Genomic DNA, 15,204 nt, shown 5'->3' on the forward strand with positions numbered 1-15,204 from the left:
CGGCGGGAAGGGTCAGACTCTACTCGAAGTCCCCCGTCGAAGGCGTGTTGCCTTGGACGGCTTCTTTCAATTTGTGACTCGCATGAAACGTCACGACGTTGCGGGCCTTGATGGGGATCGCTTCGCCGGTGCGCGGGTTGCGCCCCGGTCTGGGCGCCTTGCGCCGGATGTTGAAGTTGCCGAAGCCCGACAGCTTCACCTCCCGGCCGCTGGACAGGCTCTGATGAATGATGTCAAAGAAGGCCTCGACCATGTCCTTGGACTCGCGCTTGTTCAGGCCGAGCTTGTCGAACAGCAGCTCCGCCAGTTCGGCCTTGGTCAGCGTGGGCGTCTCCAGGCTGCCGAGCAGCACGCGCGCCTGCTCCTTCAGATCGTCATCGTTCATGGATGTCCTCCCCTCCCCCTTCAGCCCCGCAGGCGCGCGCCCAGGCGTTCGCCCAGCGCCGTCACCACCTTCGCCACCGCCTGCTCGATGCGTTCGTCGGTCAGCGTGTTCTCGTCATCGAGCAGCTCCAGGCGCACGGCCAGGCTGCGTTCGCCCGCCTGCAGCTCCGCCGTCGGCTGGGCGGGCTTGAAGACGTCGAACAAACGCGCAGAGCGTACCAGGGCTTCGCCACTGGATTCGATCGCCCGCATGAGGGAGGCATAGGTCACTTGCTCATTGACGATCAGCGCCAGATCGCGTTGCACCGCCTGCAGGCGGGGCACGCCCTGACCCTGCGGCAGCGTGCGCGCCAGCGCGGCGTCCAGCGACAGCTCGAACAGCACCGGCGCCGACGGCAGCTCATAGCCCTGGCGCCACTTCGGATGCAGCTCGCCGATCACGCCGATCTCGACGCCGTCCAGCAGCACCCGGGCGCTGCGGCCCGGATGCAGCGCCGGATGGCCGGCGGCTTCGAAGCTCAGCGCGCGCGGCGCGAACAGCGCTTCCAGATCGCCCTTCACGTCGAAGAAATCGACGGCGCGATCCTTCAGCGCCCACTGCTGCTGGTCCGCCGGACCCCAGGCCAGGCCGGCCAGGCGCATCGGCTGGGCGATGCCGGCGATGGTCGTGTCGCTTTCCTGCACCGAGGCGTCGCGCAGGAACACGCGGCCGATCTCGAACACGCGCACGCGCGGCGCCTTGCGCGACAGGTTGTGACGCAAGACCTGGACCAGCGAGCCCATCAGCGAGGTGCGCATCACCGCCAGCGGCGCCGCGATCGGGTTCAGCAGCTGGATCGGATGGGCGTTGCCGGCGAGTTCCTGCTCCCAGCGCGCCTCGACGAAGCTGAAGTTGATCGTCTCGAAGTAGCCCAGGCCGGCCATCGCGTGACGCAGCGCGTGGGTGGCGCGGCGCGACTCGCTGCGCACCTTGCCCACCACCGGCGCCAGCGGCGGCGTCGACGGCAGCTTCGGATAGCCGAGCACGCGGATGACTTCCTCGATCAGGTCTTCCTCGATCTGGATGTCGAAGCGGAAGGACGGCGGCGTCACCGTGATCACGCCCGGCACCGACGTGAAGGCCAGGCCCAGCCGCTTGAACACGCCTTCGCAATCGGCCTGGGTGACGGGCATGCCGATCACCTTGGCGGCGCGCTCGACGCGCAGCGCGACCGGCTTGCGCTCGGGCAGCGCGGTGGTCTGGTCGTCCATCGGGCCGGCCTCGCCGCCGCAGATCGACTGGATCAGCTGCGTGATGCGCTCGATGTGATCGACGGTGCCCGCCGGGTCGACGCCCCGTTCGAAACGGTGGCCCGCGTCGGTCGAGAAGTTGTAGCGGCGCGACCGTCCCATCACCGCCTTCGGCCACCAGAACGCGGCCTCGACATAGATGTGCTTCGTGTCGTCGGAGACGGCGGTGGCGTCGCCACCCATGATGCCGGCCAGCGACTCGACCTGCTCGCGATCGGCGATCACGCCGACCTGCCCGTCGACCTCGATGGTGTTGCCGTTCAGCAGCTTGAGCTGCTCGCCCGGCTTGCCCCAGCGCACGACCAGCTCGCCATGGATCTTGTCCAGGTCGAAGATGTGGGACGGGCGGCCCAGCTCGAACATCACGTAGTTGGAGATGTCCACCAGCGGCGACACCGAGCGCTGACCGCAGCGGGCCAGGCGGTCGACCATCCACTGCGGCGTGCGGGCCTTGATGTCGACGTTGCGGATCACGCGGCCCGAGAAGCGGCCGCACAGATCGGGCGCCTCGATGCGCACCGGCAGCTTCGCGTCGTTGGCGACGGCGGCAGGCTGGATCTCCGGCGCGGTCAGCGGCGCGCCGGTCAGCGCGGCCACTTCGCGGGCGATGCCGTGGACGCTCAGCGCATGCGCCAGGTTGGGCGTCAGCTTCAGCGTGAACAGCGTGTCATCCAGGTTCAGGTGCTTGCGGATGTCCTCGCCCAGGGGCGCGTCCGCGGCCAGCTCCAGCAGGCCGCCATGATCCTCGGACAGCTTGAGCTCGCGGGCCGAGCACAGCATGCCGAAGCTCTCGACACCGCGCAGCTTGCCCTTGCCGATCTTGAAGGGCTTGCCGTCCTCGCCCGGGGGCAGCTCGGCGCCGATCATGGCCAGCGGCACGCGGATGCCCGCGCGCGCGTTCGGCGCGCCGCAGACGATCTGCAGCAGTTCGGGGCCGCCGGCGTTGACCTTGCACACGCGCAGGCGGTCCGCGTCGGGATGCTGCGCGGCCTCGACGATCTCGGCCACGACGATGCCGTGGAACGGCGGCGCCACCGGGCGCAGCTCCTCGACCTCCAGGCCGGACATCGTCAGCAGCTCGGCCAGTTCTTGCGTGTTCAGGGCGGGATTGCAGAAGGCCCGCAGCCAGCTCTCAGGGAATTGCATGGTTTTCTTTCTTGCTCTCTAGGCGACCGACAGGCGTGCTTACTTGAACTGCGACAGGAAGCGCAGGTCGCCGTCGAAGAACAGGCGCAGGTCGTTCACGCCGTAGCGCAGCATGGCCAGGCGGTCGATGCCCGAGCCGAAGGCGAAGCCGATGTAGCGCTCGGGATCGAGGCCCATGTTGCGGATCACCTGCGGGTGCACCTGGCCCGAGCCCGACACCTCCAGCCAGCGGCCCTTCAACGGACCGGAGCCGAACATCATGTCGATCTCGGCGCTCGGCTCGGTGAACGGGAAGTAGCTGGGGCGGAAACGGATCTCCATGTCCGTCGTCTCGAAGAACTGCTGCATGAAGTTCACGTAGACGGACTTGAGGTCCTTGAAGCTGATGTTCTCGCCGACCCACAGGCCCTCGACCTGGTGGAACATCGGCGAATGCGTCGCGTCACTGTCGACACGGTAGGTGCGGCCCGGCGCGATCACGCGGATCTCGGGCATCGGCTGGCCGGCGTCGATCAGCGCGCGATGCTTCTTGACGTGCTGCACCGCGTAGCGGATCTGCATCGGGCTGGTGTGCGTGCGCAAGACATGACCCCCTTCGATATAGAAGGTGTCATGCATCGAGCGCGCCGGATGGTCTTCCGGCGTGTTCAGCGCCGTGAAGTTGAACCAGTCGTTCTCGATCTCCGGGCCGTCGGCCACGTCGAAACCCATCGAGCCGAAGATGGCCTCGATGCGTTCCATCGCGCGCGTGATCGGGTGCAACCCGCCGGTGCCGCGCTGGCGGCCGGGCAGCGTCACGTCCAGGGCCTCGGCCTTGAGCTGCTTCTCGAGTTCGGCATCCGCGAGCGCCTGGCGGCGCTGGTTCAGCGCGGCCTCGATGCCCTGCTTGAGCTGGTTGATCTGCGCGCCGCGGGTCTTCTTCTCCTCGACCGACAGCGCGGCCATGCCCTTCATCAGCTCGGTGACCTGGCCGGTCTTGCCCAGGAAGCGGGCCTTGGCGTTCTCCAGGTCAGCGGGAGTCGTGGCGGCGGCGAAATCGCCGGTAGCCTGTTGCAGCAATTGATCGAGGTCGTTCATCGCGGGGCGACTGGGAGTCGTTGGCGGGCAGGGACGGTGGCGAATGGCGAACATCGCACCACCGCTCCGGAATGAAAAAAGGCCGGACACCCAGGTGCCGGCCTTCAAAGGGGGCTGCCTCGGCAAGCCGAAGCGGCCAGTCCGCCGCGGGCGAGCACCCGCAAGCGGACGATGGCAATTAAGCCAGAGCGGCCTTCACCTTGGCGAAGATGCTGGCAAAGCCAGCAGGATCGTTGACGGCGAGATCGGCCAGGACCTTGCGGTCGATGTCGATCTGGGCCTTCTTCAGGCCGGCCACGAACTTGCTGTAGCTCAGACCCAGGCCACGGCTTGCCGCGTTGATACGGGCAATCCACAGCTGGCGGAACACGCGCTTCTTGGCACGGCGGTCACGGTAGGCGTATTGGCCCGCCTTCATCACCGCCTGTTTGGCGATGCGGAAGACGTTCTTGCGACGACCACGGAAGCCCTTGGCCAGAGCCAGGACCTTCTTGTGACGAGCACGTGCGGTAACACCACGTTTGACGCGAGGCATGTTGTATCTCCTTGTCTACAGCTGGATTACAGACCAGCGGAGGGCAGCATCGCGGCGATGTGGCCCATGTTGGTCTCATGCACGCTCGTGGCGCCACGCAGATGGCGCTTGTTCTTCGTGGTCTTCTTGGTCAGGATGTGGCGCTTGAACGCCTGACCGCGCTTGACGGTGCCACCCGGACGAACGCGAAAACGCTTTTTCGCGCTGCTCTTGGTCTTCATCTTGGGCATGACTGCTCCTTCTATGTGCGTCCCTCCAGGCGACCCCGGTTCCGGAGTACTTGATTGGCCTGCAGGAGACTAATAAGCCCGCCGACGACCAGATCGGCGGGCTGAAACTGAGACGGGGCCTTCCGGCCCCGCCGCGATTCTCGCAGATGCTCAGCGCTTCTTCGGCGCCAGCACCATGATCATCTGGCGGCCCTCGAGCTTGGGCATGTGCTCCACCACCGCCACATCCGCCAGTTCATCGCGGATGCGCTCGAGCATGCGCATGCCGATGTCCTGGTGGGTGATCTCGCGGCCGCGGTAGCGCAGCGTGACCTTGCCCTTGTCGCCGTCCTCCGCGATGAAGCGGCGCAGGTTGCGCATCTTGATCTGGTAGTCGCCTTCGTCCGTGCCCGGACGGAATTTGACTTCCTTGACCTCGATGACCTTCTGCTTGGACTTGGCTTCCGCCGCGCGCTTCTGCTCCTGGTATTTGAACTTGCCGTAGTCCATCAGGCGGCACACCGGCGGGACAGCCGTGGCGGCAATTTCAACCAGGTCGACGTCCAGGTCACCGGCCATCCGGAGCGCTTCCTGGATCGAGACGATGCCGATCGGCTCGTTCTCCGGGCCATTCAGACGGACTTCGGAAGCGGTGATTTCGCGGTTCAGGCGGTGCTTGCGCTCCGGAATCGCACGACGGTCAGCAAAAGTAGCGATGGTGGTTACCTTTCGACAGGCCCTGGCAAGGGGCCGAAGTGATCAATGCAACGCAAAAAGCGCCCGACTCAGGTCTTGTCCGCGATGGCTTGCGAGAGCTTCGACACGAAGTCCTCCAGCGACATCACACCCAGATCCTGGTTGCCTCGGGCGCGTACTGCAACAGCGCCGTTCGCTTTTTCCTTGTCGCCCACGACGAGGATGAACGGCACTTTTTGCAGCGAATGCTCGCGGATTTTATACGTGATTTTTTCATTGCGCAAATCTGCGTGGACCCTAAGCCCTTGTTTTTGCAGCGATTTCACAATGTCGGAAACGTAGTCCGCCTGGGCATCCGTGATATTCGCGACAACGACCTGCGTCGGCGCCAGCCAGACGGGCAGCGCGCCGGCGTGCTGCTCGATCAGGATGCCGATGAAACGCTCCAGGCTGCCGACGATCGCGCGGTGCAGCATGACGGGCGTCCTGCGCTCGCCATCCTCCCCGACGTACTCGGCACCGAGGCGGCCCGGCATCGAGAAATCCACCTGCATCGTGCCGCACTGCCACTGCCGGCCGATCGCATCCTTGAGCGTGTATTCGATCTTCGGGCCGTAGAAGGCGCCGTCGCCGGGGGCGATGATGAATTCCACGCCCGAGGCGCGCAGCGACTCCATCAGCGCGAACTCGGCCTTGTCCCAGACCTCATCGGAGCCGATGCGCGCGTCGGGGCGCGTCGCCACCTTGTAGATGATGTTCTCGAAGCCGAAGTCCTTGTAGACCTTCTGCAACAGTGCCGTGTACGCCACGCACTCGGCCAGGATCTGGTCTTCCGTGCAGAAGATGTGGCCGTCGTCCTGCGTGAAACCGCGCACGCGCATGATGCCGTGCAGGCCGCCCGTGGGCTCGTTGCGGTGGCATTGGCCGAACTCGCCCAAGCGCAGCGGCAGGTCGCGGTAGCTCTTGATGCCGTGCTTGAAGATCAGGATGTGACCGGGACAGTTCATCGGCTTGAGCGCGTAATCGCGCTTCTCCGATTCCGTCGTGAACATGTTGTCGCGGTACTTGTCCCAGTGGCCCGTGGCTTCCCACAGCGTCTTGTCCAGTAGCTGCGGGCCCTTCACTTCCTGGTAGCCGTTGTCGCGGTACACGCGGCGCATGTACTGCTCGACCTCCTGCCACACCGTCCAGCCCTTCGGATGCCAGAACACCACGCCCGGCGCGTGCTCGTCGATGTGGAACAGCTCCAGGTCCTTGCCCAGCCTGCGGTGGTCGCGCTTCTCGGCCTCCTCCAGCATGCGCAGGTAGTTGGCCAGGTCGTCCTTCGTCGCCCAGGCCGTGCCGTAGATGCGCTGCAGCTGCTCGTTGCGGTGGTCGCCGCGCCAGTAGGCGCCGGCCACCTTCATCAGCTTGAAGAACTTGAGCTTGCCCGTCGAGGGCACGTGCGGGCCGCGGCACAGGTCCGTGAAGCCGCCTTCGGCGTAGAGCGACACATCCTGGTTGGCCGGGATGCTCTCGATGATCTCGGCCTTGTAGGCCTCGCCGATGCCCTTGAAGTACTGCACCGCTTCGTCGCGCGGCAGCACCGAGCGCACGACCTTCTCGTCCTTCTTCGCGAGCTCGGCCATCTTGGCCTCGATCGCCGCGAGGTCCTCGGGCGTGAAGGGGCGCTTGTACGAGAAGTCGTAATAGAAGCCGTGCTCGATGACCGGGCCGATCGTGACCTGCGCGTCGGGGAACAGCTCCTTGACCGCGTAGGCCAGCAGGTGGGCCGTCGAGTGGCGGATCACCTCCAGCCCGTCCGGATCCTTGTCCGTGACGATGGCCAGCTGCGTGTCCTGGTCGATGAGGAAGCTCGTGTCGACGAGCCGGGCGCCCTCGCCCGAGCCGACGCGGCCGGCCAGCGCGGCCTTGGCCAGGCCCGTGCCGATCGAGGCGGCGACCTCGGCGACCGTCACCGGCTGCGGGAATTCGCGCTTGGAGCCGTCGGGCAGTTGGATGGAAATGTTCGACATGTTCGTGTGCTCCAGAAACAAAAAAGCGCGGCCACTTGCCGCGCTTCCTCTGGGGTGCTGACTTTTTCCGGACAGCTGATGAAAAGACGTGACGAGCCGCGGCCGCTCAAACCTTCGCAGTGGAGGTGGTAGTCCGCGGTGTCATAACCAATTCGCCTTTCCCGGTCCTTGTTGGAAAAAGAAAATGAAGCGCTCAGTGTAGCTCAGAGCGCCTGGATGTCGAGGGAGGGCCGCGCGCAGGCTTCCTGGAACTCGTCGCGCAGGCGCTCGCCCTCGCGCACGGCGCGCAGCCAGTCGCGGGCGCGGCCGGGCACGTCGTGGAGGTAGCGCTGGAAGTCGCTGCGGTCGGGCAGCTTGCCGCCCGGCAGCGTCTTCACCCAATCGGGGTGGGGCGTCAGCAGCACGACGTTGTCGAGGAAGGCGCTGGTCCGGTGCCGGTGCTTGAGCGCCTTGTCCAGCCAGCCCGGGATCACGCTGGCCTGGAAATGCGGATACAGCGCCAGACCGTCGCCGACCATCGCCGCGTAGTTCAGGTGCAGGTGGTAGTCGGTGATGCCGCCGTCCCAGTAGGCGCCGGCGGGCGCGCCCTCGATGTCGTGCACGGCCTGCAGCCAGAACGGGATGGAGCAGCTCGCCAGCAGGCTGGGCTTGAGGTTGACGGCGTCCAGCGCGACCTGATGGCTGCGGTAGTCCGCGAGCGGCATCGGCAGCGGCGAGCGCCGGTCGGAGAACACCACCCGCTCGAGCCACGCGCCCATCGCGCGGCGCGACATCGCATTGGCCGCGAAGGCGCCGAGATACCCCAGCGGCGTGCGCAGGCGCCCTTCCCGCCGCAGCACGTGCTTGCCGCGCGAGGTGAAGACATGCAGCCGGAACTGCGGATGGGAGAGCACCTCGGCCTCGCGGCCGCCGAAGATCTCGGCGAGCTTGCCGGAGAACGCGCGCGACACCGTCGCCGCGCTGGGGCGCTTGCCGGGCTCGGACTCGTAGTCCTGATGGGCGTAGTCGTGGGCCAGGCGCTCGAACTCGGCGCGCGCCTGCGCGGCGTCGCGGGTCAGGCAGGCGGTGGCCATGCGCCAGGCGCCGATCGAGGCGCCCAGCAGGTGCACCTCCTGGCCGCCGGACGGCAGGAACTCGCCGAACAGGTGGGCATCGAGCGCGCTGAGGATCAGCCCCTTCGGGCCGCCGGCGGCGCCGGGCACGACGCGCACGTCGGCGGCGCGCAGGCCATGGTCGCGCAGCCGCTGGCGCGCGCGGGGTCCGGCGAGGATCTGCAAGGCCTGCATCGGGCGGGTCGTCCTTTCATGACTTCGTGGCCCGGCGCGGCCGGCGCTGCCGGTCCCGCGTCAGAGCTTCATCTCGAGGTTCAGCTGGAACCAGGGCTTCATGCCGCGGCCGGTGGCGTAGTAGTCGCCTTGCGGCAGCATGGTCTCGGCCCTGGCGTCGAGCGGGAACAGATTATTGGCCGAGAAGCGGACCGAGGTCTTGGGACTCACTACCCATTGCGCGAAGACGTCCAGCCCGCGGTTGCGCGAATACTCGACGCTCTGCCGATCGGTCTGCCGCACCGTGTAGACCGGCGTGTAGTTCAGGTTGGCGCCGGTGGTGACCGGCACGCTGCTGAAGCGGTAGTCGAAGCCCAGGTTGGCGGTCCAGGGCTGCTGCTGGTCGAGGCGGTTGTCCGGCCCCGGCACCGCCTTCACGCGCGAGCGGTAGACGCTCAGCGAGCTGCGCAGGTTCAGCGGCAGCTTCGGATCGAACAGCGATGGCAGCAGCTCGCCGGCGCGGCCCTTGAGCTCCATCTCGATGCCGCTGGTCGTGGCGCTGGAGAAATTCATCGGCCGGATCACGTAGCGCGAGGCCGAATGGAAGGGCGGATTGGCGGGCTCCAGCGTCACGACGTTGCGGATCAACTGGCTGATGTTGCGATGGAACAGGCCGATGCTGAACAGGCTGCCGCCGCTGAGGTATTTCTCGTAGGCGATGTCCAGGCCGGTCGCGAGCTCGGGCTTGAGCTGCGGATTGCCGATGCGATCGGGGTTCAGCTCATCGTTGGGCAGGCTGGTGTTGCCGAACTTGTTGTTCGGCGAGTACCGGCCGAGCAGCTGCGTCAACTCGGGCGCCTTGTAGCTGCGGGTGATGCTGGCGCGGATCATGTCGCGGCCCTTGGGGTCCAGCTTGTAGGTCAGGTGCCAGAGCGGCGACAGCACGCTCGAGCTGTTGCGTTCCCGCGTGGCGACGCCGCTGCTCGTGCTGACGATCCGCTCGTGGCGCAGGCCGAAGTAGGTCGACCACTGCGGATTGATCTCCCACTCGTCCTGGACGAAGAAGGCCTGGCGGCGGATGCGCGCGCCGAAGTTCTCGCCATCGAGTTCGGGGATCTGCGCCTGGCCATCGACGACGGTCGAGCGCACCTCGTCGCGCTTGCGGAACTCCAGGTCCCAGCCCACGGTCAGCGTGTGTTCCTCGCCCAGGATCTGGCTGTACTTGCCGCTCTGCGTCAGGCTGCGGTCGTGGCTCTCGACCCGCGCGTCGATGGGCTGGTCCGGGTTCAGGAAGTGGTTGACGAAGCGGCTCTTCGCATCCTGCGCGCCGGCCTTGACTTCCCACTTCTGCGTCTCGCTGAAGCGGTTGTTCCATTGCGCGTTGGCGCGCAGCAGCTGCCAGGTGCCGTCGTTGTCGGCGCTGTCGTCCAGGCGCGGCGACGCATAGGCGCCATCGGCGCTCAGGCGCGTCGACGAGTTCCACCAGCCCTTCTGCAGGAAGCCGATCAGCGACACCGATTCGTCGTCGCTGAGCTTCCAGGTCGCGCGTGGCGCCGAGTTCACGCCATGACCCCAGTTGCGCTGCTTGCCATGCTGCGACGCGACGACCGGCTGGCCGTCCAGGCCGGTGCCGGGGCGCTCGGTGGTGGCGGTGGTTTCGGTCAGCCACTGGAACGCCGACACCGGCACGGACACCGACACCGGCCCGAAGCGCTCGCCGTAGGTGAAGGTGCCGGACGGCACCGGATGCTCGGTGTTGTAGCCGGCGCCGATGCGCAGGTCGCGCTGCGACATGCGCGGCGCCTCCTTGAGGATGATGTTGATCGCGCCGGCCACGGCCTGCGCGCTCTGGTCCGCGCTCGGGCCCTTGGTGACCTCGATGCGCTCGACCTGCGCGGGATCCAGCTGGTCCAGCTTGAAGCCCGGCGGCGCAGGATCGCCGTTGATCAGGATCAGCGTGTAGCCCGAGCCCAGGCCGCGCATGCGCGGCGCGCCGTCCGAGACGTTCACGCCGGGCAGGCGCTTGAGCACGTCGGCGACGCTGGTGTCGCCATAGCGGTCCAGTTCCTCGCGGCCATAGACCTGCTTGGCGACCGGCGCGCGGCGGCGCAGCTCGGAGTCGGTGTTGCGGCCGCTGATCTCGACGCGATCGAGGCGCCGGCCGCTGCTGCCCTGCTCGGCGCCCGTCCCCGGAGGCCCCTCCTGCGCGAAGGCCGGCGGCAGCGCCGCGGACGCGGACAGGCAGACGAGGGCGCAAGCCCGGGCGATGGCGTGGGTCTTCAAGGGGGCTCCCGAGGAATCATGGTTCTTGTCGGCGCGCAGCGTAGCCGCCCGCCGCGCGTTCCGACATCCCGGGTGCGACCGACCGCGAAAAAAGTGGGATCAAGCGCGATCCGGCGCCGTGAATGGCGCCGTGAATGGCGCCGGTCGCGGAGCGCCGGCGAGCCTCAGCGCTTGAGCTTGGCGAAGGCCGCGGCCATCGCGTTGCCGGCAGGCGCCTGCGCGTCGCGGCCGCCCGCCGGGCGATGACCGCCCTGGCGCTCGTTGCGGCCGGCGGGGCGGAAGCTGTTGTCCGCCTTCGCGCCGCCGCGCGGAGCCTGCGCGTCCAGCTTCATCGTCAGCGCGATGCGCTTGCGGGCCAGGTCGACCTCCAGCACCTTCACCTTGACGATGTCGCCGGTCTTCACGACCTCGCGCGCATCACTGACGAACTTGTTGGCCAGTTGGCTGACGTGGACCAGGCCGTCCTGGTGCACGCCCAGGTCGACGAAGGCGCCGAACTGCGCCACGTTGGACACCGTGCCCTCGAGCACCATGCCCTCCTTCAGGTCCTTGATGTCCTCGACGCCGTCGTTGAAGCGCGCGACCTTGAAGTCCGGACGCGGATCGCGGCCCGGCTTCTCCAGCTCGCCGAGGATGTCCTTGACCGTAATCGCGCCGAAGCGCTCGTCGGCGAAGGCCTCCGGCTTCAGCGCGCGGATCACGTCGGACTTGCCCATCACGTCGGCGATCGGGCGCTCGACCTTGGCGAGGATGCGCTCCACCACCGGATAGGTCTCGGGGTGCACGCCGCTCACGTCCAGCGGGTTGTCGCCGTCGCGGATGCGCAGGAAGCCGGCCGCCTGCTCGAAGGTCTTGGGGCCCAGGCCGGTGACGTCGAGCAGTTGCTGCCGGTTGCGGAACGCGCCGTTGGCATCGCGCCAGCGCACGATGGACGCGGCCACGCCGGCCGACAGGCCCGACACGCGCGACAGCAGCGGCGCCGAGGCGGTGTTCAGGTCGACGCCGACCGAGTTCACGCAGTCCTCGACCACCGCGTCCAGCGTGCGCGCCAGCTCGCTCTGGTTGACGTCGTGCTGGTACTGGCCGACGCCGATCGACTTCGGATCGATCTTCACCAGCTCGGCCAGGGGGTCCTGCAGGCGGCGCGCGATGGACACGGCGCCGCGCAGCGACACGTCCAGGTCGGGCAGTTCCCGGGACGCGAATTCAGACGCCGAGTACACCGACGCGCCGGCCTCGCTGACGACGACCTTCTCGATCGCCGTCTCCGGCGACAGCTGCTGGATGCGCTTGATCAGGTCGGCGGCAAGCTTGTCGGTCTCGCGCGAGGCGGTACCGTTGCCGATCGCGATCAGGTTGACGCCATGCGTCGCGCACAGCCGGCCCAGCGTGTGCAGGGAGCCTTCCCAATCGCGCCGGGGCTCATGCGGATAGACGGTCGAGGTGTCGAGCACGCGGCCGGTGTCGCTGACCACGGCGACCTTCACGCCGGTGCGGATGCCGGGGTCCAGGCCCATCACGACGCGCTTGCCGGCGGGCGCGGCCAGCAGCAGGTCGCGCAGGTTCTCGGCGAAGACCTTGGTCGCGACCTTCTCGGCCTCCTCGCGCAGCCGCGCGAACAGATCACGCTCCAGGCTCAGCGACAGCTTGACCTTCCAGGTCCAGGCGACGGTCTTGCGGATCAGCTCGTCGCCGGCGCGCCTGGCGTGGCCCCAGCCGAGGTGGCGCGCGATGCGGCCTTCGGCCAGCGAGGGCTGTCCGGGCACGAGCTCCTCGTCGAGCGCCAGCTTGGCGTCGAGGAATTCCTGCGTGCGCCCGCGGAAGACGGCCAGCGCGCGGTGCGACGGCACGGTGCGGATCGGCTCGGCGTAGTCGAAGTAGTCGCGGAACTTGGAGATGTCGGGGTTGTTCTCGTCCTTGCCGTCCATCAGCCTGGACTTGAACAGGCCCTCCTCCCACAGCCACTCGCGAAGCTTGCCGATCAGCACGGCATCCTCGGCCCAGCGCTCGGACAGCAGGTCGCGCACGCCGTCGAGCACCGCGAAGGCATCGGCGAAGCCGGCATCGGGATTGAGGAAGGCGGCCGCCTCGGTCATCGGATCGAGCGACGGATCGGCGAACAGCTTGTCGGCGAGCGGCTCCAGGCCGGCCTCGCGCGCGATCAGGCCCTTGGTGCGGCGCTTCTGCTTGTAGGGCAGGTAGAGGTCCTCGAGCTCCTGCTTCGTCGGCGCGGCCGCGATGGCGGCGGCGAGCTCCGGCGTGAGCTTGCCCTGCTCCTCGATGGACTTGAGCACGGCCTCGCGGCGGTCCTCCAGCTCGCGCAGGTAGCCCAGGCGGGCCTCGAGCTCGCGCAGCTGGATGTCGTCGAGGCCGTCGGTGGCTTCCTTGCGGTAGCGGGCGATGAAGGGGACGGTGGCTCCTCCGTCGAGGAGTTCGACGGCGGCGTTGACCTGGGCCGGGCGGACTTTCAGTTCGGCGGCAATCTGGAGGAGGATCTTGTCCAAAACAGCGGCGGGGCCGACCGGCCCGGTGAGCAACGAAAGCGCGGGAGTTTAGGTCACGCGGGGAAGGCCCTGTGCAACAGCGCCTCCACGTCGACCAGGCGCGTGTCGAGCGCGCCGGCGACCGCGCCCCACTGGGGATCGAGCCGGCTGGCGATGAACGCATCGGCGACCAAGGCCGGCGCGTGCCGGCGCAGCAGCGCGGCCTGCGCCAGCACCACCAGCCGCGCGGCGAGCCGCCGCCCCAGCGCCTCGAGCTGTTCGGGCGGCGTGCCCAGCAGCGCGCGCAGCGCGTCGAGCGCCGCGCGCGCCGCGCGGTCCCCGGCGAGCGCCTCGCCGAGGTCGTCGAGCAGCGCCAGGAAGGCCTGCGGATCGCGCGCGGCGGCGCGCATCACGTCCAGGCACATCACGTTGCCGGAGCCCTCCCAGATCGAGTTGACCGGCGCCTCGCGATAGAGCCGCCCCATGATCGCGTCGTCGATGTAGCCGTTGCCGCCGAGCACTTCCATCGCCTCGCCGGTCAGCTCCACTGCGCGCTTGCAGACCCAGAACTTCGCGGCCGGCGTGACCAGCCGCATCCAGGTCCGCTCGCGCGGATCGTCCTGATGTTCGAAGGCCTGCGCCAGGCGCAGGCTCAACTGCATCGCGGCCTCGCTCTCCAGCGCCAGGTCGGCCAGCACCGCGCGCATCAGCGGCTGTTCGACGAGCCGCCGGCCGAAGGCGACGCGATGGCGCGCGTAGTGCAGCGCCTGCGCGAGCGCCTGCCGCAGCATCGCGGCGCTGCCCACCACGCAGTTCAGCCGCGTGTGGGTCGCCATCTCGATGATGGTCGGGATGCCGCGTCCCTCCTCGCCCATCAGCACGCCGTAGGCGTCCTGGAACTCGACCTCGGAGCTGCTGTTGCTGCGGTTGCCGACCTTGTCCTTGAGGCGCTGGACGTTCACGGCGTTCTTCGTGCCGTCCGGCCGCCAGCGCGGCACGAAGAAGCAGCCCGGCGCGCCGTCCGGCGTCTTGGCGACGACCAGGTGCGCGTCGCACATCGGCGCCGAGAAGAACCACTTGTGGCCGGTGAGGCGGTACTCGGCGCCGCGCCCGCCGGCCCCCACCGGCTCGGCCCGCGTCGTGTTGGCGCGCACGTCGGAGCCGCCCTGCTTCTCGGTCATGCCCATGCCCAGCCAGATCGAGCGCTTGTGCGCCAGCGGCAGGTCGCGCCCGTCGTACGCCGTGCTGAACAGTTGCTCGCGCAGCGCCTCCCACAGCGCGGGCTCGCGGCGCAGCACCGGGATGCTGGCCTGCGTCATCGTCGCGGGGCACAGCGTGCCCGCCTCGACCTGGCCGTGCAGGTAGAAGCCGGCGGCCCAGGCGGCCCAGCGGCCGGGCCGCCCGTCGCGGAACGGCATCGCCACCAGGTCGGCCTGGCGGTACATCGCGAGCAGCGCGTGCCAGCCGGCGTCGAACTCGACGCGGTCGATGCGGCGACCGCGCTTGTCGAAGCTCTCGAGCACCGGCGTGACGCGGTTGATGCGCTCGGCGATCGCGTAGGTCTCGGGGCGGCCCAGCTCGACGGCGTACGCCGACAGGGCCGGCACGAAGGCCGCGGCGCCGGCGCGCTCGAGCGCCTCCATCAGCGCCGGATCGGTCGCCAGCAGCGAGTGGCCGCTGAGCTCGTCGACCTGGTTGGAGACCTCGTGGGTACGCCATCCGGGGTCGGCGGCGTGGGTATTCGGGGTATTCGGGCTGCTCTTGGAAGCGTTCGTTGCCATCTGTTGCCTCTCCCGGGTTTCCCCGTCCATCGGACAAGGG

At 68.1% G+C, this 15,204-nt stretch carries 11 protein-coding genes; all 11 read right to left on the minus strand.

Features of this window, described 5'->3' with window-relative positions; all coding sequences use genetic code 11:
• Positions 1 to 19: 19 nt before the first annotated feature.
• Positions 20 to 385 (minus strand): integration host factor subunit alpha, encoded by a 366-nt coding sequence (locus tag ACEN96_RS21560; protein WP_343639363.1) that lies wholly within the window; start codon positions 383 to 385, stop codon positions 20 to 22.
• A 20-nt stretch (positions 386 to 405) separates the two neighbouring features.
• Complete coding sequence (gene pheT / locus ACEN96_RS21565; protein WP_495585093.1) at positions 406 to 2,820, minus strand: phenylalanine--tRNA ligase subunit beta; 2,415 nt, start codon at positions 2,818 to 2,820, stop codon at positions 406 to 408.
• A gap of 39 nt (positions 2,821 to 2,859) precedes the next feature.
• Positions 2,860 to 3,897, minus strand: coding sequence for a phenylalanine--tRNA ligase subunit alpha (gene pheS / locus ACEN96_RS21570; RefSeq protein ID WP_495585094.1), 1,038 nt, complete (start codon positions 3,895 to 3,897; stop codon positions 2,860 to 2,862).
• 178 nt (positions 3,898 to 4,075) lie between these two features.
• Positions 4,076 to 4,432, minus strand: a complete 357-nt coding sequence (gene rplT, locus ACEN96_RS21575; RefSeq protein ID WP_058934277.1) for a 50S ribosomal protein L20 — start codon at positions 4,430 to 4,432, stop codon at positions 4,076 to 4,078.
• Between the two features lie 26 nt (positions 4,433 to 4,458).
• Positions 4,459 to 4,662: a 50S ribosomal protein L35 gene (rpmI, locus tag ACEN96_RS21580; protein ID WP_495585095.1), complete on the minus strand. Its 204-nt coding sequence runs from the start codon at positions 4,660 to 4,662 to the stop codon at positions 4,459 to 4,461.
• 150 nt (positions 4,663 to 4,812) lie between these two features.
• The gene (infC, locus tag ACEN96_RS21585) at positions 4,813 to 5,358 is read right to left on the minus strand and encodes a translation initiation factor IF-3 (protein WP_279759897.1); all 546 of its coding nucleotides are present in this window, start codon (positions 5,356 to 5,358) and stop codon (positions 4,813 to 4,815) included.
• 68 nt (positions 5,359 to 5,426) lie between these two features.
• Positions 5,427 to 7,352: a threonine--tRNA ligase gene (gene thrS / locus ACEN96_RS21590; protein WP_495585096.1), complete on the minus strand. Its 1,926-nt coding sequence runs from the start codon at positions 7,350 to 7,352 to the stop codon at positions 5,427 to 5,429.
• 203 nt (positions 7,353 to 7,555) lie between these two features.
• On the minus strand, positions 7,556 to 8,638 hold the full coding sequence (locus ACEN96_RS21595; RefSeq protein ID WP_495585097.1) for a patatin-like phospholipase family protein: 1,083 nt from the start codon (positions 8,636 to 8,638) through the stop codon (positions 7,556 to 7,558).
• A 60-nt stretch (positions 8,639 to 8,698) separates the two neighbouring features.
• Entirely contained in the window at positions 8,699 to 10,900 is a 2,202-nt protein-coding gene (locus tag ACEN96_RS21600; RefSeq protein WP_495585098.1) for a TonB-dependent receptor plug domain-containing protein, read from the minus strand.
• A gap of 164 nt (positions 10,901 to 11,064) precedes the next feature.
• On the minus strand, positions 11,065 to 13,404 hold the full coding sequence (locus tag ACEN96_RS21605; RefSeq protein ID WP_495585099.1) for a Tex family protein: 2,340 nt from the start codon (positions 13,402 to 13,404) through the stop codon (positions 11,065 to 11,067).
• 53 nt (positions 13,405 to 13,457) lie between these two features.
• A complete protein-coding gene (locus tag ACEN96_RS21610; RefSeq protein ID WP_495585100.1) occupies positions 13,458 to 15,164 on the minus strand; it encodes an acyl-CoA dehydrogenase family protein in 1,707 nt (568 codons plus the stop codon).
• Positions 15,165 to 15,204: the final 40 nt, after the last annotated feature.

This window comes from Roseateles sp. Mitsp63 (assembly GCF_059491535.1).

What these genes read in the sequence shown, in the direction of transcription:
- ACEN96_RS21610 (WP_495585100.1), bottom strand. Translation starts at nt 15,164, where the DNA reads ATGGCAACGAACGCTTCCAAGAGCAGCCCGAATACCCCGAATACCCAC.
- rplT (WP_058934277.1), bottom strand. Translation starts at nt 4,432, where the DNA reads ATGCCTCGCGTCAAACGTGGTGTTACCGCACGTGCTCGTCACAAGAAG.
- ACEN96_RS21595 (WP_495585097.1), bottom strand. Translation starts at nt 8,638, where the DNA reads ATGCAGGCCTTGCAGATCCTCGCCGGACCCCGCGCGCGCCAGCGGCTG.
- pheT (WP_495585093.1), bottom strand. Translation starts at nt 2,820, where the DNA reads ATGCAATTCCCTGAGAGCTGGCTGCGGGCCTTCTGCAATCCCGCCCTG.
- thrS (WP_495585096.1), bottom strand. Translation starts at nt 7,352, where the DNA reads ATGTCGAACATTTCCATCCAACTGCCCGACGGCTCCAAGCGCGAATTC.
- pheS (WP_495585094.1), bottom strand. Translation starts at nt 3,897, where the DNA reads ATGAACGACCTCGATCAATTGCTGCAACAGGCTACCGGCGATTTCGCC.
- rpmI (WP_495585095.1), bottom strand. Translation starts at nt 4,662, where the DNA reads ATGCCCAAGATGAAGACCAAGAGCAGCGCGAAAAAGCGTTTTCGCGTT.
- ACEN96_RS21560 (WP_343639363.1), bottom strand. Translation starts at nt 385, where the DNA reads ATGAACGATGACGATCTGAAGGAGCAGGCGCGCGTGCTGCTCGGCAGC.